Origin of the sequence: Microbacterium sp. CSI-V, assembly GCF_001984105.1 — a bacterium.
In the GTDB taxonomy this organism is placed as follows: domain Bacteria; phylum Actinomycetota; class Actinomycetes; order Actinomycetales; family Microbacteriaceae; genus Microbacterium.
In genome coordinates, this window is sequence record NZ_MTQM01000006.1 from 179183 (window position 1) to 201642 (window position 22460).

Annotated in this window: 25 protein-coding genes; 12 read left to right on the forward strand and 13 right to left on the reverse strand. The window is 72.1% G+C overall.

The window, feature by feature from the left end; genetic code table 11:
• Positions 1-94: 94 nt before the first annotated feature.
• The gene (locus tag CSIV_RS03425; protein ID WP_077050015.1) at positions 95-766 is read right to left on the reverse strand and encodes an alpha/beta fold hydrolase; all 672 of its coding nucleotides are present in this window, start codon (positions 764-766) and stop codon (positions 95-97) included.
• A gap of 42 nt (positions 767-808) precedes the next feature.
• Positions 809-1450, reverse strand: a complete 642-nt coding sequence (gene serB, locus CSIV_RS03430) for a phosphoserine phosphatase SerB (protein WP_077050016.1) — start codon at positions 1448-1450, stop codon at positions 809-811.
• Positions 1451-1552: 102 nt separating this feature from the next.
• On the opposite strand from serB, the gene CSIV_RS03435 reads away from it, so the two are divergent.
• Complete coding sequence (locus tag CSIV_RS03435; RefSeq protein WP_077050017.1) at positions 1553-2026, forward strand: S-ribosylhomocysteine lyase; 474 nt, start codon at positions 1553-1555, stop codon at positions 2024-2026.
• Positions 2027-2088: 62 nt separating this feature from the next.
• Here CSIV_RS03435 and glgC read toward each other — a convergent pair whose 3' ends face one another.
• Positions 2089-3333 carry a glucose-1-phosphate adenylyltransferase gene (gene glgC, locus CSIV_RS03440; RefSeq protein ID WP_077050018.1) on the reverse strand — a complete coding sequence of 415 codons (1245 nt, stop codon included), beginning with the start codon at positions 3331-3333 and terminating at the stop codon, positions 2089-2091.
• Positions 3334-3409: 76 nt separating this feature from the next.
• Between glgC and glgA the strand changes: the two genes are divergently transcribed.
• From glgA to CSIV_RS03455, 3 genes are all read left to right on the forward strand, one after another.
• Positions 3410-4600 carry a glycogen synthase gene (gene glgA, locus CSIV_RS03445; RefSeq protein ID WP_077050019.1) on the forward strand — a complete coding sequence of 397 codons (1191 nt, stop codon included), beginning with the start codon at positions 3410-3412 and terminating at the stop codon, positions 4598-4600.
• Between the two features lie 65 nt (positions 4601-4665).
• Positions 4666-5448 (forward strand): ABC transporter ATP-binding protein, encoded by a 783-nt coding sequence (locus CSIV_RS03450; RefSeq protein WP_077050020.1) that lies wholly within the window; start codon positions 4666-4668, stop codon positions 5446-5448.
• 124 nt (positions 5449-5572) lie between these two features.
• Complete coding sequence (locus tag CSIV_RS03455) at positions 5573-5827, forward strand: type B 50S ribosomal protein L31 (RefSeq protein ID WP_076490581.1); 255 nt, start codon at positions 5573-5575, stop codon at positions 5825-5827.
• Positions 5828-5894: 67 nt separating this feature from the next.
• Here CSIV_RS03455 and CSIV_RS03460 read toward each other — a convergent pair whose 3' ends face one another.
• Entirely contained in the window at positions 5895-6425 is a 531-nt protein-coding gene (locus CSIV_RS03460; RefSeq protein ID WP_238592328.1) for a GNAT family N-acetyltransferase, read from the reverse strand.
• Positions 6426-6448: 23 nt separating this feature from the next.
• Positions 6449-6904, reverse strand: a complete 456-nt coding sequence (locus CSIV_RS03465; RefSeq protein ID WP_077050022.1) for an Lrp/AsnC family transcriptional regulator — start codon at positions 6902-6904, stop codon at positions 6449-6451.
• Between the two features lie 124 nt (positions 6905-7028).
• On the opposite strand from CSIV_RS03465, the gene CSIV_RS03470 reads away from it, so the two are divergent.
• Positions 7029-7574, forward strand: coding sequence for an RBBP9/YdeN family alpha/beta hydrolase (locus tag CSIV_RS03470; protein ID WP_077050023.1), 546 nt, complete (start codon positions 7029-7031; stop codon positions 7572-7574).
• 175 nt (positions 7575-7749) lie between these two features.
• On the opposite strand, the gene CSIV_RS03475 is transcribed toward CSIV_RS03470, so the two are convergent.
• From CSIV_RS03475 to CSIV_RS03490, 4 genes are all read right to left on the reverse strand, one after another.
• On the reverse strand, positions 7750-8604 hold the full coding sequence (locus tag CSIV_RS03475; RefSeq protein ID WP_077050024.1) for a carbon-nitrogen hydrolase family protein: 855 nt from the start codon (positions 8602-8604) through the stop codon (positions 7750-7752).
• 233 nt (positions 8605-8837) lie between these two features.
• Positions 8838-9377: a GNAT family N-acetyltransferase gene (locus CSIV_RS03480; protein WP_202400694.1), complete on the reverse strand. Its 540-nt coding sequence runs from the start codon at positions 9375-9377 to the stop codon at positions 8838-8840.
• A gap of 380 nt (positions 9378-9757) precedes the next feature.
• Positions 9758-11227, reverse strand: coding sequence for an HNH endonuclease signature motif containing protein (locus CSIV_RS03485; RefSeq protein WP_077050025.1), 1470 nt, complete (start codon positions 11225-11227; stop codon positions 9758-9760).
• Positions 11228-11376: 149 nt separating this feature from the next.
• Complete coding sequence (locus CSIV_RS03490) at positions 11377-12111, reverse strand: exonuclease domain-containing protein (protein ID WP_077050026.1); 735 nt, start codon at positions 12109-12111, stop codon at positions 11377-11379.
• Between the two features lie 88 nt (positions 12112-12199).
• Here CSIV_RS03490 and CSIV_RS03495 point away from each other — a divergent pair, with 88 nt between their 5' ends.
• Entirely contained in the window at positions 12200-13075 is an 876-nt protein-coding gene (locus CSIV_RS03495; RefSeq protein WP_077050027.1) for an alpha/beta fold hydrolase, read from the forward strand.
• 22 nt (positions 13076-13097) lie between these two features.
• Here CSIV_RS03495 and CSIV_RS03500 read toward each other — a convergent pair whose 3' ends face one another.
• Complete coding sequence (locus CSIV_RS03500; protein ID WP_077050028.1) at positions 13098-13658, reverse strand: CGNR zinc finger domain-containing protein; 561 nt, start codon at positions 13656-13658, stop codon at positions 13098-13100.
• Positions 13659-13730: 72 nt separating this feature from the next.
• On the opposite strand from CSIV_RS03500, the gene CSIV_RS03505 reads away from it, so the two are divergent.
• Positions 13731-14723 carry an EamA family transporter gene (locus tag CSIV_RS03505; RefSeq protein WP_077050029.1) on the forward strand — a complete coding sequence of 331 codons (993 nt, stop codon included), beginning with the start codon at positions 13731-13733 and terminating at the stop codon, positions 14721-14723.
• Positions 14724-14792: 69 nt separating this feature from the next.
• Here CSIV_RS03505 and CSIV_RS03510 read toward each other — a convergent pair whose 3' ends face one another.
• Positions 14793-15266, reverse strand: a complete 474-nt coding sequence (locus CSIV_RS03510) for an Lrp/AsnC family transcriptional regulator (protein ID WP_077050030.1) — start codon at positions 15264-15266, stop codon at positions 14793-14795.
• A 175-nt stretch (positions 15267-15441) separates the two neighbouring features.
• Here CSIV_RS03510 and pdhA point away from each other — a divergent pair, with 175 nt between their 5' ends.
• The 5 genes from pdhA to CSIV_RS03535 all read left to right on the forward strand — a co-directional run bounded on the left by pdhA (position 15442) and on the right by CSIV_RS03535 (position 20881).
• On the forward strand, positions 15442-16608 hold the full coding sequence (pdhA, locus tag CSIV_RS03515; protein WP_077050131.1) for a pyruvate dehydrogenase (acetyl-transferring) E1 component subunit alpha: 1167 nt from the start codon (positions 15442-15444) through the stop codon (positions 16606-16608).
• The gene (locus CSIV_RS03520) at positions 16605-17612 is read left to right on the forward strand and encodes an alpha-ketoacid dehydrogenase subunit beta (RefSeq protein ID WP_077050031.1); all 1008 of its coding nucleotides are present in this window, start codon (positions 16605-16607) and stop codon (positions 17610-17612) included. Before pdhA ends, CSIV_RS03520 begins: the two co-directional genes overlap by 4 nt.
• Positions 17609-19147 (forward strand): dihydrolipoamide acetyltransferase family protein, encoded by a 1539-nt coding sequence (locus CSIV_RS03525; RefSeq protein ID WP_077050032.1) that lies wholly within the window; start codon positions 17609-17611, stop codon positions 19145-19147. Before CSIV_RS03520 ends, CSIV_RS03525 begins: the two co-directional genes overlap by 4 nt.
• A 91-nt stretch (positions 19148-19238) precedes the next feature.
• Entirely contained in the window at positions 19239-20417 is a 1179-nt protein-coding gene (locus tag CSIV_RS03530) for an acyl-CoA dehydrogenase family protein (protein WP_077050033.1), read from the forward strand.
• Complete coding sequence (locus CSIV_RS03535) at positions 20414-20881, forward strand: MaoC family dehydratase (protein WP_077050034.1); 468 nt, start codon at positions 20414-20416, stop codon at positions 20879-20881. The genes CSIV_RS03530 and CSIV_RS03535 overlap by 4 nt, the downstream gene beginning before the upstream one ends.
• Before the next feature lie 10 nt (positions 20882-20891).
• Here the strand turns inward: CSIV_RS03535 and CSIV_RS03540 are convergent, their stop codons facing one another.
• Positions 20892-21479, reverse strand: a complete 588-nt coding sequence (locus CSIV_RS03540) for a histidine phosphatase family protein (RefSeq protein ID WP_077050035.1) — start codon at positions 21477-21479, stop codon at positions 20892-20894.
• A gap of 95 nt (positions 21480-21574) precedes the next feature.
• Entirely contained in the window at positions 21575-22423 is an 849-nt protein-coding gene (locus CSIV_RS03545; protein WP_077050036.1) for a Sir2 family NAD-dependent protein deacetylase, read from the reverse strand.
• Positions 22424-22460 lie beyond the last annotated feature (37 nt).

The following is a 22460-nucleotide window of genomic DNA, read 5'->3' on the forward strand; positions in this document are numbered from 1 at the left end:
TCGCAGAGGCCGATGCTTCTTCGGTGGTGTGCGGGGGTGGGGCGAAAGAACCCGACCCGTCCCCGCACCTCCCGGCACCGCCCCGCACCTCCGCTCAGCGCACCGCCGCGCGCAGCTTCTCGGCGAAGGCCTCGGGTTGCGAGAACTGTGGCCAGTGACCGCTGCCGAGCGTCACGACCTCGACGTCGCGGATCCGCGCGAACTCGTCGGCGAACGCGCCCCACTGGGTCAGGACCTCGCGGACGCCGTCCTCGTCGAGCTGCCCCGACAGCACCGTCACGGGGATGTCGTGGCGACGGTCGTCTGAGAGCGGGATCGGGTCGGTCGGGACGCTGCCCGGGACGTCGACGACCGCGGCTGCCACGCGTCGGCGCGTCTCGTCGTCGAGGTCGGCGATGTCGGGCTCGTCGAAGAAGTCCCACCCGGGGAACGGGACGACACCGTCCTGAACGGGGAACTCCGAGATCATCGCGCCGGGCGGCGGGGGCATGGTGTCGACGAAGACGACGCGCGCGACCCGCTCGGGACGGGCGTCGGCGGCGCCCCACACGACGTTGCCTCCGCCGGAGTGCCCGACGAGCACCACGGGGTCGGTGGCGGCGTCGACCTGAGCGACGACCGCGTCGACCCAGTGCTGGATGCCGGCGCCGGGATCGGTCGGAAGGGTCAGCGGGTGCACGCGGTGCCCCGCCTCGGTGAGCGCGGGGGTCACGGCATCCCACGACGATGCATCGAGCCAGAGGCCCGGAACCAGAATCACGTCCATGACGTCACTGTAGGCCGGGCCACCGACATCGCGGAGGGGACGTCAGCGTGGGAGGAGCGGCACCACCGCGGCCAGATCCACGGGGCCGATCACGAGGTCGGCCGCGGCGCGGACGGCGGGCTTGGCGTTGAACGCGAGGCCGAGGCCGGCGGCCTCCATCATGCGGAGGTCGTTGGCGCCGTCGCCGATCGCGAACGTGAGGTGCGACGGCACGCCGTGCGCCGCGGCCCACTCGCGCAGGGTGTCGGCCTTGGCGGCGGCATCCACGATCGGACCGTCCACCTCTCCGGTCAGCGCGCCGTCGGCGACGCCGAGGCGGTTGGCGCGCCACACGTCGACGCCGAGGTCGGGCGCGACGGTGTCGAGCACCTCGTGGAACCCGCCGGAGACCACGCCGACCAGCCCGCCGCGGGCGTGGACCGCGTCGATGAGCGTGCGCACCCCGGGTGTCGGTTCGATCCGCGCGATCGCGCGGGCGAACGCCTCGATCGGGACCCCGGCGAGCGCGGCGACACGGGACCGGAGGCTGTCGGCGAAGTCGACCTCGCCGCGCATCGCGGCCTCTGTGGCCGCGGCCACCTCGGCTCCGCGGCCGGCTTCGTCGGCGAGGAGCTCGATGACTTCGTTGCGGATGAGGGTGGAATCGGCATCCAGGACGACGAGGAAACGGGCGGGCGCAGGCACGGCCTCGACCCTAGCGCGTCACGCGGTGACCCACGCGGCGCCGGTCGGAGCGGCCGCGCGTAGTCTCGGAGGACACGTGCCCGCCGTTGAAAGGATCACCCGATGGCCGACGTCGAGAGCTTCACGCTCGACCACACCGCCGTTCTCGCCCCCTACATCCGCCTGATCGGCACGGAGTCGGGCCCACGCGGAGACGTCATCTCGAACTTCGACGTGCGCCTCGTGCAGCCCAACGAGGGGGAGATCCCGACCGCCGGCATCCACACGATCGAGCACCTCCTCGCGAGCCTCCTGCGCGACCGGATCGACGGCGTGATCGACATCTCGCCGTTCGGATGTCGCACCGGCTTCCACCTGATCATGTGGGGAGAGCCCGACCTCGGCGACGTCGTGGCCGCCGTCTCCGACTCTCTCCGCGCGATCGCCGAGGACGTGGAGTGGGAGGACGTTCCGGGCACCGACGCGTTCAGCTGCGGCAACTACCGCGACCACAGCCTGCACACCGCGCGCGAGTGGTCCAAGCTCGTGCTCTCGCAAGGCATCAGCCGCGACGCGTTCGCGCGCGTCGGCGTCTGATCCTCCAGGGACGCGGAAGGGGCGGTGACCATCGCGGTCACCGCCCCTTCCGGCATCCGGGATCAGACGTCGACGCGGACGTCCTTGCCGACCACGGTGATGCCGGTCTCGGTCACGGTGAAGCCGCGCGCGAGGTCGCGTTCGCGGTCGACGCCGATCGTCGCGCCGGGCGCCAGGGTCACGTTCTTGTCGAGGATCGCGCGGTGGATGCGTGCTCCCGCGCCGACCTGCACGCCGTCGAAGAGGACCGAGTCGGTGATCGTCGATCCGCCGCCCGCGAGCGCCCACGGTCCGACGACGCTCCGCTCGAGGTGCGTCCCCGACAGCACCGACCCGAGGGACACGATCGAGTCGATCGCGTTGCCGATGCGGCCCACCGAGTCGCGCACGAACTTCGCCGGGGGAGCGTTGAAGGTCTGCGAGAAGATCGGCCAGTCGTCGTTGTAGAGGTTGAAGATGGGCAGCGTCGAGATCAGATCCATGTGGGCGTCGTAGAACGACTCGATCGTGCCCACGTCGCGCCAGTACGAGCGGTCGCGGGACGTCGACCCGGGGACGTCGTTGCGCTGGAAGTCGTACACCGCCGCCTCGCCGCGGTTGACGAAGTAGGGCACGATGTCGCCGCCCATGTCGTGCGCGGAGGTCGGCAGCTCGCCGTCGTGCGTGACGGCCTCGACGAGCGCGTCGGCGTCGAAGATGTAGTTGCCCATCGAGGCGAGCACTTCGTGCGGCGCGTCGGCGAGACCCGTGGGGTTCTGCGGCTTCTCGAGGAACTCGCGGATCATCGTCGGGTCGGAGGGGTCGGTGTCGATGACGCCGAACTGGTTCGCCAGCGCGATGGGCTGACGGATGCCGGCGATCGTGGCCCGCGCGTCGGAGGCGATGTGCGCGTCGAGCATCTGCTTGAAGTCCATGCGGTACACGTGGTCGGCGCCGATGACGACGACGATGTCGGGCTTCTCGTCGCGGATGAGGTTCATCGACTGCAGGATGGCGTCGGCCGATCCCGAGAACCATCGCTTGCCGAGGCGCTGCTGGGCGGGGACGGATGCCACGTACGAACCGAGCATCGGCGACATGCGCCACGTCTGGGAGATGTGCCGGTCGAGGCTGTGCGACTTGTACTGCGTCAAGACGACGAGCTGTCTCAGGCCCGAATTGATGAGATTCGAGATCGCGAAGTCGATGAGACGGTACTGGCCTCCGAAGGGGACGGCGGGTTTGGCTCGATCCGCCGTGAGGGGCATGAGTCGCTTTCCCTCGCCGCCGGCGAGGATGATTCCGAAGACCTTCGGCGCTGCAGGCATGGCACCACACTAGGGGGCGCGCGCGATCCCGGGAACAGACGCGCGGCAGGGGTTTCGCTGCGCTACGGTTCGTCTCATGCGCGTCGACGTCGTGACCAAGGAGTACCCGCCGGAGATCTACGGGGGAGCGGGTGTCCATGCGACCGAGCTGGTCCGTGCGCTGCGGGCGGAAGGCACCGAGGTGCAGGTGCGGGCCTTCGGTGCGCCGCGCGACGAACCCGACACGACGTCGTACGCGGTGCCGACCGAACTGGCTGCCGCGAACGGGGCGATCCAGACCCTCGGGACCGACCTCGAGATCGTGTCCGATGTCGCCGGCGCGGACGTCGTGCACTCCCATACGTGGTACGCGAACTTCGCCGGGCACCTGGCATCCCTTCTCCACGGCATCCCGCACGTCGTCACCGCCCACAGCCTCGAACCGCTGCGGCCGTGGAAGGCCGAGCAGCTCGGCGGCGGCTACGCCGTGTCGAGCTACATCGAGAAGACCGCCTATGAGGGTGCTGCCGCGGTGGTCGCGGTGAGCGAGGGGATGCGCCAGGACATCCTGCGCAGCTACCCCGCGCTCGACCCCGACAAGGTGCGCGTCATCTACAACGGCATCGACACCGAGGCCTGGCATCCCGTCTCGGATGACGAATTCCTGGCCTCCGTCGGCATCGACGCCGCGCGGCCCTCGGTGGTGTTCGTGGGGCGCATCACCCGTCAGAAGGGGCTGCCGTACCTGCTGCGCGCGGCCGAGCAGCTGCCGCCCGACGTTCAGCTCGTGCTGTGCGCGGGCGCCCCGGACACCCCGCAGATCCTCGCCGAGGTCGAGGAACTCGTCCGCGGTCTCCAGGCCACCCGCGAGGGCGTCGTGTGGATCGATCGGCTGCTGCCCCGCCACGAGCTGTGCGCGATCCTCACGGCGGCCACGACGTTCGTCTGCCCGTCGGTGTACGAGCCCCTCGGCATCGTCAACCTCGAGGCCATGGCCTGCGGCGCGGCGGTCGTCGGCACAGCGACCGGGGGCATCCCCGAGGTCGTCGTGGACGGCGTCACCGGCCGCCTCGTGCCGATCGAGCAGCTGCAGGACGGCACCGGCACCCCCGTCGACCCGGAGCGTTTCGTCGACGATCTCGCCCGCGTGCTCACCGAAGTGGTGACGGATGCCGCGCGCGCCGCCGAGTACGGCGAGGCCGGACGCCGACGCGCGATCGAGGACTTCAGCTGGGCCGCGATCGCCCAGACCACCGCGGCGCTGTACGCGGAGGTCGCGGGGAAGTAAGGGGCCCTTCCCCAGGCCGGGGTGGCGCGCCGTTGCCGGTGCGCTGAGGCCGTTAGGGTGGAGGCATGCCGCAGGTTCTGGAGTTCTCCGACGTCGTCGTCCGCCGGAACGCCCGGGACATCGTGTCCCACCTCGACTGGACCGTCACCGACGATCAACGCTGGGTGGTGCTGGGCCCGAACGGCGCCGGCAAGACCACGGTCCTGCAGCTGGCCGACACGCTCATCCACCCCACCTCGGGCTCGGTGACGATCCTCGGCGAGCGTCTGGGGCGTACCGACGTGTTCGAGCTGCGCCCGCGCATCGGTTTCGCCTCCTCGGCGATGGCGCGCCGCGTGCCGCCGGAGGAGACGGTGCTCGACGTCGTCCTGACCGCCGCGTACTCGGTGACCGGTCGCTGGCGCGAGCAGTACGACGACATCGACGAGCGCCGCGCGCTGCGCGTCCTCGCGGAGTGGCGCCTCGACCACCTCGCCGACCGCACGTTCGGGACGCTGTCGGACGGCGAGCAGAAGCGGGTGCAGATCGCCCGGGCCGTCATGACCGACCCCGAGCTGCTGCTGCTCGACGAGCCCACCGCGAGCCTCGACCTCGGTGCCCGCGAAGAGCTCCTCGCCCTCCTCTCCGGATACGCGCAGGCCCCGACCACGCCGGCGATGATCATGGTCACGCACCACGTCGAGGAGATCCCCGTCGGGTTCACGCACGTCCTCCTGCTGCGGGACGGGGAGGTCGTGGCATCCGGGCCGCTCTCCGAGGCGCTCACGGCCGAGAATCTGACCGCCACGTTCGGGGTCGAGATCACCCTGAGCCAGGATGCCGGTCGCTACGCGGCCCGCGCCTCCTAACGGCCGCACGACGAGCGTCGTGCGCGGGCCGCAGGCCTGGTAGACTCGTCCTTTGGTGCCTCCGGCGCCGCAGACTTTGACCGTCCTGGCAGAATCCAGGGCACCACTTCTCAAAGGACTTCCCATGAAGACTGACATCCACCCCACGTACAAGGCTGTCGTGTTCCGCGACCTCGGCTCGGGCGAGACCTTCCTCACCCGTTCGACGGTGTCGAGCGACAAGACGATCGAGCTCGACGGTGTCGAGTACCCCGTCATCGACGTGGAGATCTCGTCGGCTTCGCACCCCTTCTACACGGGCAAGCAGCGCATCATGGACTCGGCCGGTCGCGTCGAGAAGTTCAACCAGCGCTTCAAGAACTTCGGCGGCTCGCGCTGAGTCGCAGCGGTTCTCGCCGGAAGCCCTCGTCCCTCGGGACGGGGGCTTCCGTCATTTCACGGGTCGGCTACCAGGCGCGGCCGCGGAGGTCCGCGGTGCCCGGCGGCCAGGCATCCGCGGGGGTGCGCAGCGGCAGGATCAGGAGCGGCGGGCCGGGCTCGACGACCACCGTCGAGCCGTCTCGCGCCACGGAGCGTTCGGGGGCGGAGATCCGGTGCCATCCGCACGCCCGGTAGAACGGGACGACGCTTTCGCGGCATCCGAGGAATCCGAAGTCGATGTCGCCGGCGCCCTTCATCGACACGGCGCAGTCGCCCAGGAGTCGGCGCCCGAGGCCCCGCCCGCGCGCGCGGTCGGCGACGAGGACGCCGCCGACCCCCGCGATGGCGACCTCGGTTCCGCCGACGTCGACCCGGCGGCGCGCCCAGCCGACGTGACCGACGAGGCGAGACCCTTCCCACGCGAGGACGTGGACGTCGTGACCCGCATAGCCGTAGGGCTGTGCCGGATGCCACGGCCCGAACGCGTCGAGGTACTCGTCGTCGAAGAGGGAGCCGAGGGCGACCAGCTCGTCGGGCCCGAGGTCGTCGTGAGGCACCGCCTCGATCCGAAAGGCGGGCGTCACGGGGCGGGGGAAGCGGCGGGTGTCAGTGGCTTGGACGGGTATTCGCGGAGCACCAGCGCCGTGGTGACGGGGCCGAAGCGCGCGAGGGAATCCACCACGCGTTCCAGCCGCGCGGCGTCGACGCAGTGGACGTCGAAGATCAGGCAGTCCTCGCCCGTGACCCGGAGGGTCGAGGTGACGTCGGCCGTCTGAGCCGCCAGGTGCATCGCGGCGCTCAGTTGCGCGTGCGTCGTGCGCAGCCGGATGACGGCACGGATGTTGAGCCCGACCGCGGCGGGATCGACGACGGCGCGGTACCCGGCGATGATCCCGGCTCTCTCCATGCGCAGGATGCGGGCGCTGGCGGCGGGCTGGGACAGGCCGACCCGCCGGCCGATCTCGGCGCCCGTCAACCGCCCGTCCTCTTGCAACAGCGCGAGGATGCGTTGGTCGACGCGGTCGAGTGATTCCATCGTGTTCTCCCTTCGGCGCTTTGCGAACGCTTGCCGGGCGTGCCGGCGGTCGATGGTCTCACCATCATGGTTCACGGGGGCGTTCGCGGAACGTCCGATCGGCGATGGAGTGAGAAGGAGCAGGATGATCGGCTATGTCGTGGTGCCCGGGATCGACGGGTCGGATGACGCGCACTGGCAGTCGCGATGGGAGCAGGCCTGGGGAGAGCGGGCGGTGCGGATCGAGCCGGGCTCGTGGTCGGTGCCCGAGCTCGACGACTGGGTCCAAGCGATCGAGCGCGGCGTGGGTCTCCTCGACCCGCGGGTCGACGACATCGTTCTGGTGGCGCACAGCCTGGGATGCTGGGCCGTCGCGGAATGGCTCGCCACCACCACCCGGCGACCACTCCGTGCTTTCCTCGTCGCACCGCCGGACCCGTCGGGCAGTGCCTTCCGATCGGTCGTGACGGCCAGTTTCCTCGGAGTGTCCGCACGCCCGCTGCCGAGCGCGACCGTCCTGGTCGCCAGCGTCGACGACCCGTTCTGCGACGTCGACGTGGCCCGGGAGCTCGGACGCCGGTGGGGGAGCGCGTTCGAGGCGGTTCCCGCGGGCGGCCACCTCAATTCCGCGAGCGGCCTGGGGGACTGGCCGCGCGGCAAGGAGGCTCTGGCGCGGCTGATCGCGCGGTGAGGGGCGGATGACGCTCCCGCGGGGGAGGTGCCGCAGCGGGGGTGGCGCTTCCGGTGGTGGGCGTTGCGCGTCGGGGGGTGGGCGGCGTGCCTCGGCTGGCGGGCGTCGCGTGTCGCCTGGCGGGCGTCGTGCCTCGCGTGGCGGGCGTCGTGCCTTGCGTGGCAGGCCTCGCGCCTCAGGCGTCCACCGATGCTCCGGAGGTGACGGTGCCGAGCGTGCGGGGGACTCCGAGATCGTCGCGGCGGTCGGCCCACATGCGCTGGTGCTCGCGGGCGGCCGCGACGACCGCGGCATCCAGGTCGGCGATCGCCAGGCCCTCCGGAGGGGTGGACGTCGCGGGGGTGTCGCCGGGGGTCGCGGCGACCACGCCGGTGACGCGGCGGCCGAGCGGGTCGAAGACCGCGGAACCGCCGACGAAGTCGTGGGACCCGCCCGTGAGGCCGCTGAACACGACGTACATGCCGTTGTCGAGCGCGCGGGCGGCGTAGTGGAGGTCGCGGCGGTGTGCGCCGCCCGGGAAGTACGCGCCACTGTTGACGTAGACGTCGGCACCCGCGGCGGCGGCCGCGGCAGCGTGCTCCGGGAAGTTCGCGTCGTAGCAGACCGACAGCGCGAGACGCAGGTCATTCACCACGAACGAGAATCCGCCCTCGCCGGCGGTGAAGACGGCGCGCTCGCTGTCGTAGAGGTGCTGCTTGTCGTACGCCATGACCGGGGGCTCGCCCGGGACGACGATCACGTCGGTCAGCGTGCGGCGGTCGCCGCGGTCGAGGGCGGTGTTGAGGATCGCGACCACTCCGGTGCCGTCGACGGCGCGCTGCACGGGGGCGAGCCACGCGGGAGCGTCGGCGGAGGGGAGGGAGCCGGCGAACGCGGACTCGTCGTATCCGGTGGTGAACGCCTCGGGGAACACGACGACGTCCGCGCCCCGCTCGGCGGCGCGTTCGATCCACGTCGCCGCGCTCGACAGGTTGGCCGCGATGTCGCCGGGCGTCGCCTCGGCTTGGACGGTGGCGATGCGGACGGTCACCGACGAATTCTCGCAGGTACGTCGGCGCTGGTGGGTGCCTCGATGCGGGATCGGATCGCTGGAGCGGGGCGGGTGCCGCAGAGCGGGATTGGAGGGGCGGAGCGGGGTCGGGGCCGCAGTGCCGGATTGGAGCGCCGGAGCGGGCTGAGGGCCGTAGTGCGGGATCGGAGCGCTGAAGCGGGGTCGGGGCCGCAGTGCCGTATTGGGTCAGCGGGCGGGAGGCGGCCCGGTGCTCAGCGGATCAGCCGCACGGTTCGGGGGATCGGCCCGAACGATGACTCCGCGCCGTCGGGCCGGAACCCGTTGCGGCGGTAGAACGCGTGCGCCCGGGGATTGTCGGCGGCGACCCACAGGGACGCGGGCCGGTCACCCAGAGTCGCGTGGAGGAGCGCTTGACCGACGCCCGATCCGTGGGCGCTTTCAAGGACGTAGAGCATCGCGAGTTCCTCGGGGCGGACGGCATCCGATTCCGTCGACGGCGTCGTCGACGCGAACCCGACGATTCCCTCGGGACCTTCGGCGACGATCGTCGACGTTCCGGCCTCGCGCAGAGTGGCCTCCCACACGGCGATGCGACGGTCGACGCTGAACCACGGGTTGGTGTCGGGGTCGTCGACGAACCTCCCGTACGTCTCCCGCCAGGATGCCGCGTGAACGCGGGCGATCGCGGGGGCGTCGGCGGGCCGTGCGGGGCGCAGCGCCCAGGCGCCCGGGGCGTCCGGGGCACGCGAGGCCGGTGAACCGGGCGGCGAGGACTCGGTCGGCACGTCCATGGGGGGAGCGTACCGGGCGCCGCGGAGGCAGTCCGGGATGCGGGCCGTTCTCGGTGCGGGGCGTCCCGCGTGCGGCGGCACGGGACGACGGTCGTCCTGGGTGCGGGGCGCCCCGGCTGCTGGTCGTTCGGGATGCGGCTTCACGGGACGACGAGGTTCCCGCGTGCGGACGCACGAGACGACGAGGTTCCCGCGTGCGGCCGCACGAGACGACTGTCGTCCTGGGCGCGGGGCGCCCCGACTTCGGGTGGTCCTGGATGCCGTTCGTCCTCGCCGCCGGTTGTCCGGGGTGCGGGTCGTTCCCGGTGCGGGTCGTCCGGGTGCCGATCGTCCGGGATGCCGGTCGGACGGTGTGCTCGCCCGCTCGGCGCGGTTCCGGGCTAGAACGGCGGTGGGTCGGGGTCGATGTGCGCGCCGAGCGGGGTCGTCCATGACAGGCCGCCGGTGTCGGGGTCGCGGCCAGCGGCCCAGCGACTTTCGTGGCGGAGGCGATGGTGGTGGCGGCACTCGGGATCGAGGTTGTCGTCGTCGGTCGTGCCGCCCTCGCTCCAGGCATGCAGATGATCGAGGTCGCACTCCCGGGTCGGGCGGGCGCAGCCGGGGAAGGCACACGTCGGCGACGTGAGCCCGAGCCAGCGGCGCAGTGCGGTGGGCGCCCGGTAGGTGGTGCGGTCGAGGGCGACGGGCGCGCCGGTGATCGGGTGGGTGAGCACGCGGATCCACGACGTCGCTTCGCCCGCCAGCCGCCGGGCGGTCTCGAGGTCGATCGGGCCGTATCCGTCGAGGATCGCGGGAGCGTCGTCGACGCCGAGCAGGGTCAGAGCCGGGATGGTGACGACGATGCCCGGACGGGCGGGAGCCGGGCCCGCGCTCGACGCGCGGACCCGCGATCCCCCTGTCGCGGTCTCGAGGTCGGCTGCGGCTTCCGCCGGTCGTGCCTCGGTGAGGAGGTCGGCGAACGCATCGGCGCGAAGTTGAGCGAGCGTGCGCGTTTCGTCGTCGGCGGTCGCGAGGTGTCGCGCGGCGCGGTCGACCCGCGTCATCGCCGCTGCGGCGCGGTCGGCGGGAAGGAAGGCGGTGAGCGTGGCCATGCCGTCGAGCTCGGCCGTCATCCAGACACCCCGGTCGCCGCGGGCGCGATCGTGGCGCGTCGCGAGGGACTCGGCGTGGACACGTTCCCGCAGGGTTCGCGCCGAGGTGGCGAACCGGGCGGGCGCGAGCCTCAGCGCCCGGTCGAGGGCGCCGGTGTCGAACGCGACCCACGAGTCGCGATCCGCCGGGAGAGTGGCGGCCAGCCGCGCGGTCTCGACGGCGTGGCGCTCGGACACACGGCCCCCGGAGAACTCTGCCCACATTCGCGGGCATCGCTCGCGGAGCACGGTCGCGTGCGCAGCGCGCGTGCGCACGGTCTGCTCCGCCAGACGAAGGCGGACCGCCATCTCGGCCACCGCGGCGCGCTCGGCCATGTCGAGGCGATCGCGGCGGACGGCGGCGGCCGTGCGGCCCCGGGGGTCGTGCCACAGGCCGTCGAGAGTCGGGTCGGGACCGACCCACACCGCGGGGTCATCGAGCGCGTCCTGCAGCACGCGGAGGATCAGGTCGTACTCTGCGGCGGCGGCCCTGTGCCGTGCGGTGGACGAGTCCTCGAGGCGGTCGAGGAGCGAGGCCGGTCCGTGCGACGGCTCGCCGTCAGGGGCGGCGCCCAGGGGATCGTCTTCGTCGACCAGCCCGAGCGTGATCGCCCAGGCGGAATCCGCGTCGGAACGCAGGGTGTCCTCGTCGGGCCAGGGCGCCTCGTCACTGCGAACGGTCGCGCTTGACCGATCGGCTGCGGGAGGCGGGAAGTCCATGAACCAACGCTAGCCAGGGCCTCCGACATCGCTCGTGGGAGGTCCCAGCCCGTCATCGACCACCGCCCGTGGCCGGTCGTCGTGGGCCGCCGGTCGCCACCGGCCGCCGGTCACCGTCGGTGGCCGGTCGTCGCGACACTCGCCGCGCGTCAGCGGATCGGCCATGCCCCGTCGAGCGGGGGAGCCGTGGCATCCAGTCGCCCGATCTTCACGAAGTACTCGGTGAGGCTCGCCGCCTGCGCGCGCGCCCACGCGATCTGGCGCGTGTGCAGCTCGTCGAGGGTCGGTGGCAGCCAGGCCGCGTAGCGTTCGGCGAGGGCCAGGGCCAGGCGCCCCGCGGCGACGGCGTCGGCGCACGCCTCGTGAGCCGCCTCGAGCGGCACGGCGTAGTGCGCCGCGACGTGGGTGAGCGTGCGCTTGCCGCGGCGGTAGCGGTCGTAGGTCTTGTCGACGACGAGAGGATCGATCACCGGCGACGGGGCGTCGATCGGCGCGACACCGTGGCGCAGCGCCTCGTGCTTGAGCAGCGAGAAGTCGAACGGCGCGTTGTACGCGACCACCGGGATGCCCGCGTCGAACAGGGCCCGCAGCGCTTCGACGACCTGCGACACGACCTCCGCGGCGGGCGCTCCTTCGGCGCGGGCGTGGGCCGTGGTGACACCGTGGATCGCCGCGGCGCCGGCGGGGATCTCGACGCCGGGGTCGGCGAGCCAGTCGCGCGCGTCGATGATGTGGCCGTCCGCGTCGAGCACGCCCACGTGCGCCGTCACGATCCGGTCGGTGCGGACGTCGACGCCCGTGGTCTCGAGGTCGAACACGCCGACGACGCGCGCCCACTCGGGCGTCTGGAACAGAGGGAGCGGCTCGGCCTGCCACGTGGTCATGCGCTCACAGTAGATCGGGGCTCCGACACGACCGCCGAGGCGCTCCGCGGCTGGGCCGGAGCGAACGCGTGCCGCCTAGACTCGACGGATGCCGAACCCCTACGCCCCGCTCCTGGCCGAGATCCCGGTCGAGCGCGGAACGGCCGACGTGCTCGGCGGGGCGACGGCCTACTGGACCTACGGCGACGCCGCCGATCCGATCACGATCGTCGCCGTGCACGGGTTCCGCGGCGAGCACCACGGACTCGAGCCCGTGGTGGCGCATCTGCCCGGCATCCGGGTCATCTCTCCCGACCTGCCCGGCTTCGGCGAGACGCCCCCGCTCCCCGGGCGCACGCACGACCTCGACGCGTACGCCGCGTGGCTGCGGGCGTTCGTCGAGTCGGTCGCACCGGGCGCGATCGTGCTCGGGCATTCGTTCGGCTCGATCGTGGCTTCCGCGGCCGTGGCGGGCGGGCTCGCCACGCCCCGGCTGATCCTCGTCAACCCGATCGGCGCCCCCGCGCTCGAGGGGCCCCGCGGCGTGCTCACGCGCCTCGCCGTCTTCTACTACCTCGCCGGCGCGCGGCTCCCGCGCGCCCTCGGCGACGCACTGCTGCGCAACGGCATGATCGTGCGGGTGATGAGCAACGCCATGGCCAAGACCCGCGATCCGCACCTGCGCCGGTTCGTGCACGAACAGCACGACGCGTACTTCTCGCGATTCGCCGACCGCGACGTGCTCCACGACGCGTTCGTCACCAGCGTCTCGCACGACGTGCGCGAGTTCGCGCCCCGCATCGCGCAACCGACCCTCCTGATCGCGGCCGAGAAGGACGACATCACCCCCATCGAGGCGGAACGTCACCTCGCCACGCTCTTCCCGGATGCCGAACTGGTCGAGATCCCCGACGTCGGCCACCTGATCCACTACGAGACGCCCGCCGCCGCGGCATCCGCGATCCGAGGGTTCCTGGAGCGCTGAGCCCGCGGATCCGGTCGCGGTGTCAGGCGGGCTGATCCGCCTTACGTCGTCGGTAGGCGTTCACGTTCATGCGGTTGCCGCAGTTGCCGGCGTCGCAGTAGCGCTTCGAGCCGTTCTTCGAGAAGTCGACGTAGACGCCGCTGCAGTCGTCGGCGTCGCACACGCGGACGCGGGCGTACTCGTCGGCGCGGATCACGTCGACGAACGCCATCGCCGCCTCGACGAGCATGCGCTGAGCGAGGGCGTCCGCGGGGTCGGAGGCGTGGATGTGCCAGTCGAAGTCGTCGTGCCGCACCAGCTGGGGCAGCGCCTTCCCGTCGCGGAGCATCGCATTTACCAGCGGCACGGCCTCGTCGCGGTCGACCGTCCACAGTTCGTAGATCCGGGGGCGGATGCCACGGACCGCCGCCAATTCCCGGGCGTCGCGCGTGCGCGAGCCGGTGTAGGCGTGGCGGGTCGCGAAGTCGTCGAGCTGGTCGGGCGACACGAGCGTGTCGACCCCCGTGGTGTCGGTGTGGGGGAGCGTGTTCACGAGCTCGACCGTGGCGCGGAGGACGAGCTCGGTGTCACGAATGAAGACCATGTTGACTCCTGACAGGCGAAGGCTCTACTGTCACGAGTGTAAACGTACTTGACTCATGACAGCGGGCTTTGCATGACTACTTCCTCCGCCACCCTCCCACGTCCGACCCACCGGGCGTCGGGTGCCGTCACCGGACTCGCGATCGCGGTCGCCTCGGCGCTGTCGTTCTCCTCCAGCGGACCCTTCGTCAAACCCCTCCTCGAGGGCGGGTGGTCGCTCGGCGCGGTCCTGCTGGTGCGCATGGGGCTGGCATCCCTGCTGCTTTCCCCCGCGCTCATCCGTGCCGTGCGGCGCCAGCCCGGATTCGTGCGTCGCCACGGCCTGCTCATCCTCGCGTTCGGTCTGACCGCGGTGGCCGGCTGCCAGCTCTTCTACTTCGCGGCGATGCAGCGCATGCCCGTCGCGGTGGCCCTGCTCATCCAGTACATCGCGCCGGTTCTGCTCGTCGCGGCGGTGTGGGTGCGCACCCGCCGGGCGCCCTCGAAGCTCGTCATGATCGGATCGGTCGTGGCGATGGTCGGGCTCGTGCTCGTCGTCGACATCAGCGGCGCCCGGTTCGACCTCCTCGGGACCCTCTTCGCCCTGTGCGCCGCGGCGTGCACGGCCGTGTACTTCGTGATCGCCGCCCGGGCGGGCGACGAGCTCCCACCGCTCGCGCTCGCGGCCGGCGGTCTCGTCGTCGGGACGATCGTCATGGCCGTCCTCGTTGCCACCGGGGTGCTGCCGTTCGCGGCGCCCGCGATCACCGTGTCGATGCTCGGCATGGAGGTGCCCGGCATCATCCCCCTGCTGTGGGTCGGCTGCGTCGCCACGACGCTCGGCTACGCGCTCGGCGTCATCGCCGTTCCGCTCATCGGGTCGCGGGTCGCGTCGTTCGTCGGCCTCAGCGAAGTGCTGTTCGCCCTCGGGTTCGCGTGGCTGCTGCTCGGCGAGACCCCCGCGCTCGTGCAGTTCATCGGGGGAGCGGTGCTCCTCGCCGGCGTCGTGCTCGTGCGGATGGATGCCGGTGACCCGGTGGAACAGCGGACCGAGACCGCGACCATCCCGGTGGTGCCGTCGCCGTAGACGGGATCGGGGCATCGGCCGTAGCCGCGTCGCCCGCGCCCGCCGCGAGCCGCGGGCGGTCGACGGGCCCTACAGCCGTTCGCGCGCCAGGTTCATGAGCGGACCGACGCGGTAGCCGATCACCTCGCCCATGACGAGGGACGTCTCGGTGCGCTCGACACCCTCGATCGCGAGGATGCGCGCGTCGGTGTCGAACAGGTGCTGGGTGTCGCGGCACGCCACGCGCACGAGCAGGTCGACCTGACCGCTGAGGCCGTGCGCCTGCAGCACCTCGGGTACCTGCGCGAGAGCCTCGCGGATCGCCGGCAGCTCCGCCTGGCGGACCGTGACCTGCAGGAACGCCTCGATCGGGAAGCCCAGGGCCTCGGCCGACAGCGTGCGCTCGAACGCCAGGAACACCCCGCCCTTCTCGAGGCGGCTCATGCGCGCCTGGACGGTGTTGCGGGAGAGCCCCAGCTTCTCGGCGAGCGCGACCACGGTGGCCCGCGGATCGTGGGACAGGGCGCGGAGGAGGTCGAGGTCGACCGCGTCGAGCTTGGTCATGCTGCGAAACATTAGCAGGATGCTCGGTCTCCGCAATGCGCACATTGCTGAACCTGCGGCTGAGGTCTTGAGCGGCCTGCCTGCCACGCGTACGGTCGGGCCTGTCGGCGACGCTGCCGGCACCCGGACAGACCCGCTCCCACGAGGATCGCGGGCCGCACCTGGAGGGATGACGATGACGTACACCCAGACCGAGCCGGACCACGGATCGGCCGCTTCCGCCACACCCGCGGACGCCGCCGCCGAGCCCGTCGCCGACATCGACGACGTCGCCCGCGTGCTCGCACCGGACGGCACCCGCGTGGCCGACTCCGCGCTGGACCCCTGGATCGCCGACCTCTCACCGCACGAGCTCCGCGCCCTCCACCGTGACATGGTCCTCACCCGTCGCCTGGACGCCGAGGGCGTCGCACTCCAGCGCCAGGGGCAACTCGCCCTGTGGGCGCCGTGCCGCGGTCAGGAGGCCGTGCAGGTCGGCACCGCCCATGCGCTCGCCGCGGGCGACTTCGTCTTCCCCAGCTACCGCGAGCACGGCGTGCTGCTGGCCCGCGGCGCGCGGCCCGAGGGCTACGTCCTCGCGTGGCGCGGCGAGGAGCACTCCGCGTACGACCACACCACGATCAACGCGGCCCCGCCGCAGATCATCATCGGTGCCCAGACGCTCCACGCGACCGGGTGGGCGATGGGCGCTCAGCGCGACGGCTCGACGGATGTCGCGGTGGCGTACTTCGGCGACGGAGCGACGAGTCAGGGCGATGTGAACGAGGCCATGGTCTTCGCCTCCTCGTTCCGCGCCCCCGTCGTCTTCGTGTGCTCGAACAACCAGTGGGCGATCTCCGAGCCGGTCACCGTCCAGGCGAAGTACCCCATCGCGGGTCGTGCGCCGGGGTTCGGCATTCCCAGCCTCCGGATCGACGGCAACGACGTGCTCGCCTGCGTGGCCGCGATGCGGTGGGCGCTCGACCGCGCGCGCCGCGGAGAGGGCCCCGCCTTCCTCGAGGCCGTCACCTACCGGATGGGTCCGCACACCACTTCGGACGACCCCACCCGCTACCGCACCCCCGACGAGGTGGAGATGTGGGCGCAGCGCGACCCGATCGCGCGTTTCGAGGCGTACCTGTGCGCCGCCGGGGTGCTCGACGACTCCGCTCTGGCGGAGGTCGCCGCGGCGGCGGACAGCCTCGCCGCCGAAGTCCGTGCCGCTTGCATAGATGCGACCACCCGCGCACCGGAGACGGTGTTCGACCACGTCTACGCAGAGCCCCACGCGGCCCTGGCCCAGCAGAAGGCGGACTACGTGCAGTACCTCGCCGGATTCTCCGCAGGGGAGGGCATCGCATGACCGCTCGCACGATGGGTTCGGCGATCAACGCCGGACTCGCCCGCGCCCTCGCGGACGACGACCGTGTCCTGCTCATGGGGGAGGACATCGGCAAGCTCGGCGGGGTCTTCCGCGTGACCGACGGCCTCCAGCAGCGCTTCGGCGCGCAGCGCGTCGTGGACACCCCGCTCGCCGAGGCGGGCATCGTCGGCACCGCCGTCGGCCTCGCCCTGCGCGGCTACCGCCCGGTCGTGGAGATCCAGTTCGACGGCTTCGTGTACCCGGCGTTCGACCAGATCGTCTGCCAGGTCGCCAAGCTCCACTACCGCAGCAGCGGCCGGATCCGGATGCCGATGGTCATCCGCATCCCGTGGGCCGGAGGCGTGGGCGCCGCCGAGCACCACTCCGAATCGCCCGAGGCCTACTTCGCGCACACCGCGGGACTGCGCGTCGTCGCGGCGAGCACCCCGCAGGACGCTTACGTCATGCTGCGCCAGGCCGTGGCATCCGATGATCCCGTCGTGTTCTTCGAGCCCAAGCGCTTGTACCACTCCAAGGGGGAGGTCGACCTCGATGCCGACCTCGCCGACGCCCCACCCCTGCACCTCGCCCGCGTCGCCCGCGAGGGCACCGACGCGACGATCGTCACCTACGGCGCGCTCGTCCGCACGGCGCTGGACGCCGCGCTCGCCGCGGAGGACGAGGGGATCTCGCTCGAGGTCATCGACCTGCGGTCGCTGTCGCCCATGGACTTCACCACCGTCGCCGCGTCGGTGCGCAAGACCGGCCGGGTCGTCGTCGCGCACGAGGCCGCGCGCCAGGCGGGACTCGGCGCCGAGATCGTCGCGAGCATCACCGAACGCTGCTTCCACCACCTCGAGACGCCGCCGCAGCGCGTCACGGGTCACGACATTCCGTATCCGCCATCGAAGCTCGAGAAGCACCACGTGCCCGACCTCGACCGCATCCTGCACGCGGTGGACGCGGTGCTCGAGCGGACCGGAGACCGGGAGGTGGCGCTGTGATCGCGGAGTTCTTGCTTCCCGATCTCGGCGAAGGACTGCCCGAGGCCGAGATCGTGCAGTGGCTCGTCGACGAGGGGGACGAGGTGAGTCTGAACCAGACGATCGCCGAGGTCGAGACGGCCAAGGCGGTCGTGGAGATCCCCTCGCCGTACGCCGGGACCGTGCGGGGGATCCACGCCGCCGCCGGAGACGTCGTGGCGGTGGGTTCGCCCCTGGTGTCCTTCGCGGTGGGAGAGGCGGATGCCGCCCCGACCCCGCCCGGGGTTGCGCCCCGGTCCGCGGAGTCCGCCGCCGACACCCCGGCCGCGGACGACACCGAACCGCGTGTCGCCGACGAACCCCGCACGACGGAACGGGAGTCCGCGCCCGCGGCGACCCCGAACCTCGTCGGCTATGGCGCCGCGCCCGCCTCCGGTGCCCGTCCGCGCCGCCGCCCCCGCGCCGCCGGAACGACCGCCACGGCGGAGATCGAGCACGCGGTGCACCGGTCGGCGCCGCACGACGTCGTGCCCGCGGCGGCGGCGGACTCGGCCCCCGAGCGGCCCCGGTCCACCCCGCCCGTGCGCAAGCTCGCGAAAGACCTCGGCGTCGATCTCGTCCTCGTCGCCGCCGCCTACCCCGGCGACCTGGTGACGCGGGCGCACGTCGAGGAGTTCGCCGCGCGGGCGGAATCCACCGGCGCGACCTCCGTGGCGCCGACCCCCGCGCGTGCCTCCGCCGATCCGTTCTCCCTCGCGTCGACGGTCCCCCCGGCTGAGGCGTCACGGGCGCGGGCATCGTACGCCGACACCGTTCCCCTCGCGTCGACGGTCCCCCCGGCTGTCTCCTCCGACCCGCGGACCACGCGCACGCCGATCCGCGGGGTGCGCAAGCACACCGCCGCCGCCATGGTGCGCAGCGCCTTCACCGCGCCGCACGCCACGACGTTCCTCACGCTCGACGTCACCGCCACGACGGAGCTTCTCGCTTCGCTCAAGACCGATCGGGCCCTCGACGGCCACCGCATCGGAGTCCTCGCGACCGTGGCGAAGGCGGTGTGCCTCGCTCTCGGGCGCACCCCGGCGCTCAACGCCCGTTGGGACGAGGAGGCGGGCGAGATCGTCGAGCACCACTTCGTGAACCTCGGCATCGCGGCAGCGACCGATCGCGGTCTGGTCGTCCCCGTGGTCCGGGATGCCGACGCCCTGCCGCTCGTCGAGCTCGCCGACGCGATCGCCGAGCTCGCCGGCACCGCCCGCGCGGGCCGGACCGCGCCCGCCGACATGACCGGCGGGACGTTCTCGATCACGAACGTCGGCGTCTTCGGCGTGGATGCCGGAACCCCGATCCTCAATCCGGGTGAGGCCGGGATCCTCGCCGTCGGGGCGGTGCGGCGCACCCCGTGGGAGCACCACGGCGAGATCGCGCTGCGGGACGTGCTGACCCTCAGCCTCTCGTTCGACCACCGGCTCGTCGACGGAGCCGAGGCCGCACGCTTCCTCACCGACGTCGCCGGCGTCCTGCGCGAGCCCGGCCGGGCGATGCTCCTGCGGTGACCCGGGCGCGAGAACTCGCGCTCCCTGCCCGCACCCGATTCGAAACGCCGCCTTCGCGGCATCCGTCCCCTCGATCCCCAGGAGGATCCCCGTGAGCATCGACAGCCAGCAGGCCTTCACCGACGACGAGCGCGAGCTCGCCGGGATGGTGCGCGAGTTCGCCGACGAGGTGATCGCGCCGCGCTCCTACGAGGCCGATCGCGCCCATGAGCTGCCGCTCGACATCGTCGCCCAGATGGGGGAGTTGGGGCTGTTCGGGCTGCCGTTCCCCGAGGAGGTCGGCGGCCAGGGCGGCGACTACGCCGCGCTGTGCGTCGCGATCGAGGCGATCGCCCGTGTCGACCAGTCGCTCGCGATCACGCTGGAGGCGGGGGTGGGGCTCGGTGCCATGCCCCTGTACCGGTTCGGCAGCGACGCGCAGAAGGCCGAGTACCTGCCCGATCTCGTCTCCGGGCGCGCCCTCGCCGGGTTCGGCCTGACCGAGGCGGAGGCCGGCAGCGACGCCGGAGCCACGCGCACGACCGCCCGGCTCGACGGCGACGAGTGGGTGATCGACGGGTCGAAGCAGTTCATCACCAACTCCGGCACGGCGATCACGAGCTACGTCGCCGTCACCGCCGTCACCGACCGGGGCGGCGACCGCCCCGAGATCTCGACGATCATCGTCCCGCGGGACACCGCCGGCTTCACCGTCGGCCCCGCGTACGACAAGGTCGGCTGGAACGCCTCCGACACGCATCCGCTCACCTTCGACGCCGTACGCGTCCCCGCGGCGAACCTGCTCGGCGAGCGAGGTCAGGGGTTCAAGAACTTCCTGCGCACCCTCGACGAGGGCCGTGTGGCGATCGCGGCGCTCGCGACGGGAGCGGCCGAGGGATGCCTCGAAGCGGCGGTCGACTACGCCCGCAGCCGCACCGTGTTCGGCGAGCGCCTGTCGACGAAGCAGAACGTGCAGTTCACACTCGCGCGGATGCACGCGCGCGTCCACACCGCGCGTCTGGCCTGGGTGCACGCGGCGCGCCTGTGCGACGCGGGCAAGCCCTTCGCGGTGGACGCGGCCGTGGCGAAGATGACCGCGAGCGACGCGGCCATGGCGAACGCCCGGGACGCGACGCAGATCTTCGGCGGCAACGGCTTCATCAACGAGTACCCCGTCGCGCGGCACTACCGCGACTCGAAGATCCTCGAGATCGGGGAGGGGACGACCGAGGTGCAGCTCCTGGTGATCTCGCGGGCGCTGGGTCTGGCAGGGAGTACCGTTGCCGCATGATCGAGCAGCGGGGCCTGTATCTGGAGGAGTTCGTCGTCGGTGAGCGGTACGGGCATCGCCCCGGACGCACCGTCACCGACGCCGACAACGTCCTGTTCACGACCCTCACGATGAACACGCAGGCCCTCCACCTGGATGCCGCGTACGCGGCGACCCAGCCCTTCGGCAGGCCCCTCGTGAACTCGATGTGGACGCTGTCGACGCTCGTCGGACTCTCGGTGGCGCAGCTGACCCAGGGCACGCTCGTCGCGCAGTTGGGGCTGAGCGACGTGAGCTTCCCCGCGCCCCTGTTCGTCGGCGACACCCTCACCGCCGAGACCGAGGTGGTGTCGGTGCGGCCGTCGGCATCCCGCCCCGGTCAGGGCGTGGTCGTACTCGCGCACACCGGCCGCTCGCAGAACGACGAGGTCGTGGCCACCGCGACCCGCACGGTGCTGGTGTGGTCCCGGGACGCGGCGGGGTGAGGGCCGGGGCTCAGCTCACGACGCCGGCGTAGGCCAGCATCTCCCAGCTCTCGCCGTCCAGACGGAAGACCGTGGCGGAGCAGTTGGGCAGGCGCTCGCCGGCGCGCGGGAACTCCCCGTCGGTGGCGTGCATGATGACCTCGCGGATGAGCGCGCCGTGCGCGACCGCGATGACGTCCACGCCCTCGGGCGTCTCGGCGACGACCTCGGCGATCGCGGCGAGCGCGCGCTCGCGCACGACCGGCCACGCTTCGGCGTTCGGCACCTGGGCGGTGCCCCACGGGCCGAAGGTCGCGTGGAAGGTCGCGGCATCCATGCCCTCGGCGTCGCCGTAGGACCTCTCGCGGAGCCCGGCCAGCCGGCGGCTCACGGTGGTGCCGAGAGCTGCGGCGATGATGTCGGCGGTCTCGGCCGCGCGCGACAGATCGCTCGACACGACGGTCACCTCGTGGCCGGCGTTCTCGGTGGCCAGGATCTCGGCGACGCCCTGGGCCTGGACCCGGCCCGTGTCGTTCAGGGGGATGTCGGTCGACCCCTGGATGCGTCCTCCGAAGTTCCACGCCGTCTCGCCATGTCGCACCAGAGTCAGAATCGTCACGGTCCGAGCCTACCCGCGGGTGTCGGTGCCGTCGCTGCGAGCGCGGGGCCGGGAGCGCTCTCCCCGAGACGGGAGCGGCCGGAGAGCCCGGTGGGCTAGAGGAGCCCGGGCAGGCGTTCGGCGAAGGCGCCGAGCACGTCGCTCGTGCCGGCGTCGATCTTGACCGCGGCCCGCTGATCGGCCCGGGTCGCACCGCGGTTGATGATGACGACGGGGAGGCGGCGTCGCCGGGCGCGCTCGACCAGCCGGATGCCGCTGTTGACCACGAGGGACGACCCGGCCACGATCAGCGCCTGACTCGCGTGCACGAGCTGCTCGGCCTCGCGGAACTTCTCGACGGGGATGTACTCGCCGAAGAACACCACGTCGGGCTTGAGCGTGCCGCCGCACACCGAGCACACCGGCACGACGAAGCCCTCGGCCGAGGCCGGGGTCACATCGCCGTCGGGACCGAGCTCGACGTTCTCGGGCAGTGTGATCCACGGGTTGTCGGCCTCGACGCGCGCCGCGAGATCGCGGCGGTCGAACACCTGACCGCAGTGCAGGCAGCCGACCCGCCGCATCGTGCCGTGCAGCTCGACGACGCGGTGGCTGCCGGCCCGAACGTGCAGACCGTCGACGTTCTGCGTGATGACGCCGTTGGAGACGCCGGCGTTCTCGAGCGCGGCGAGCGCGCGGTGGCCGTCGTTCGGCTCGGCCGCGGCGAACACCTTCCAGCCGAGGTGGCTGCCGACCCAGTAGCGCCGGCGGGCCTCGGCGCTCGCGAGGAACTGCTGCGCCGTCATCGGCGTCCGCGTCGGCGCACCTTTGCCGCGATAGTCGGGGATCCCCGAGTCGGTGGACACCCCGGCGCCGGTGAGGACGGCCACGCGACGACCGGCGAGCACCTCGACGGCTCGATCGATGGATGCCATGGTCTCGGCATCCTTCGTCGTGTCCGTCATGCCCACCTCCGTCGGATCGAGTCTAGGACCGCCCACG

Coding starts and splice junctions, on each gene's coding strand:
- CSIV_RS03495 (WP_077050027.1), top strand. CDS start 12,200: ATGCCGAACCCCTACGCCCCGCTCCTGGCCGAGATCCCGGTCGAGCGC.
- glgC (WP_077050018.1), bottom strand. CDS start 3,333: ATGCCTGCAGCGCCGAAGGTCTTCGGAATCATCCTCGCCGGCGGCGAG.
- CSIV_RS03505 (WP_077050029.1), top strand. CDS start 13,731: ATGACTACTTCCTCCGCCACCCTCCCACGTCCGACCCACCGGGCGTCG.
- CSIV_RS03485 (WP_077050025.1), bottom strand. CDS start 11,227: ATGGACTTCCCGCCTCCCGCAGCCGATCGGTCAAGCGCGACCGTTCGC.
- CSIV_RS03455 (WP_076490581.1), top strand. CDS start 5,573: ATGAAGACTGACATCCACCCCACGTACAAGGCTGTCGTGTTCCGCGAC.
- CSIV_RS03425 (WP_077050015.1), bottom strand. CDS start 766: ATGGACGTGATTCTGGTTCCGGGCCTCTGGCTCGATGCATCGTCGTGG.
- CSIV_RS03520 (WP_077050031.1), top strand. CDS start 16,605: ATGACCGCTCGCACGATGGGTTCGGCGATCAACGCCGGACTCGCCCGC.
- CSIV_RS03490 (WP_077050026.1), bottom strand. CDS start 12,111: ATGACCACGTGGCAGGCCGAGCCGCTCCCTCTGTTCCAGACGCCCGAG.
- CSIV_RS03450 (WP_077050020.1), top strand. CDS start 4,666: ATGCCGCAGGTTCTGGAGTTCTCCGACGTCGTCGTCCGCCGGAACGCC.
- CSIV_RS03510 (WP_077050030.1), bottom strand. CDS start 15,266: ATGACCAAGCTCGACGCGGTCGACCTCGACCTCCTCCGCGCCCTGTCC.
- CSIV_RS03535 (WP_077050034.1), top strand. CDS start 20,414: ATGATCGAGCAGCGGGGCCTGTATCTGGAGGAGTTCGTCGTCGGTGAG.
- CSIV_RS03470 (WP_077050023.1), top strand. CDS start 7,029: ATGATCGGCTATGTCGTGGTGCCCGGGATCGACGGGTCGGATGACGCG.
- pdhA (WP_077050131.1), top strand. CDS start 15,442: ATGACGTACACCCAGACCGAGCCGGACCACGGATCGGCCGCTTCCGCC.
- glgA (WP_077050019.1), top strand. CDS start 3,410: ATGCGCGTCGACGTCGTGACCAAGGAGTACCCGCCGGAGATCTACGGG.
- CSIV_RS03465 (WP_077050022.1), bottom strand. CDS start 6,904: ATGGAATCACTCGACCGCGTCGACCAACGCATCCTCGCGCTGTTGCAA.
- CSIV_RS03480 (WP_202400694.1), bottom strand. CDS start 9,377: ATGGACGTGCCGACCGAGTCCTCGCCGCCCGGTTCACCGGCCTCGCGT.
- CSIV_RS03435 (WP_077050017.1), top strand. CDS start 1,553: ATGGCCGACGTCGAGAGCTTCACGCTCGACCACACCGCCGTTCTCGCC.
- CSIV_RS03500 (WP_077050028.1), bottom strand. CDS start 13,658: ATGGTCTTCATTCGTGACACCGAGCTCGTCCTCCGCGCCACGGTCGAG.
- CSIV_RS03545 (WP_077050036.1), bottom strand. CDS start 22,423: ATGACGGACACGACGAAGGATGCCGAGACCATGGCATCCATCGATCGA.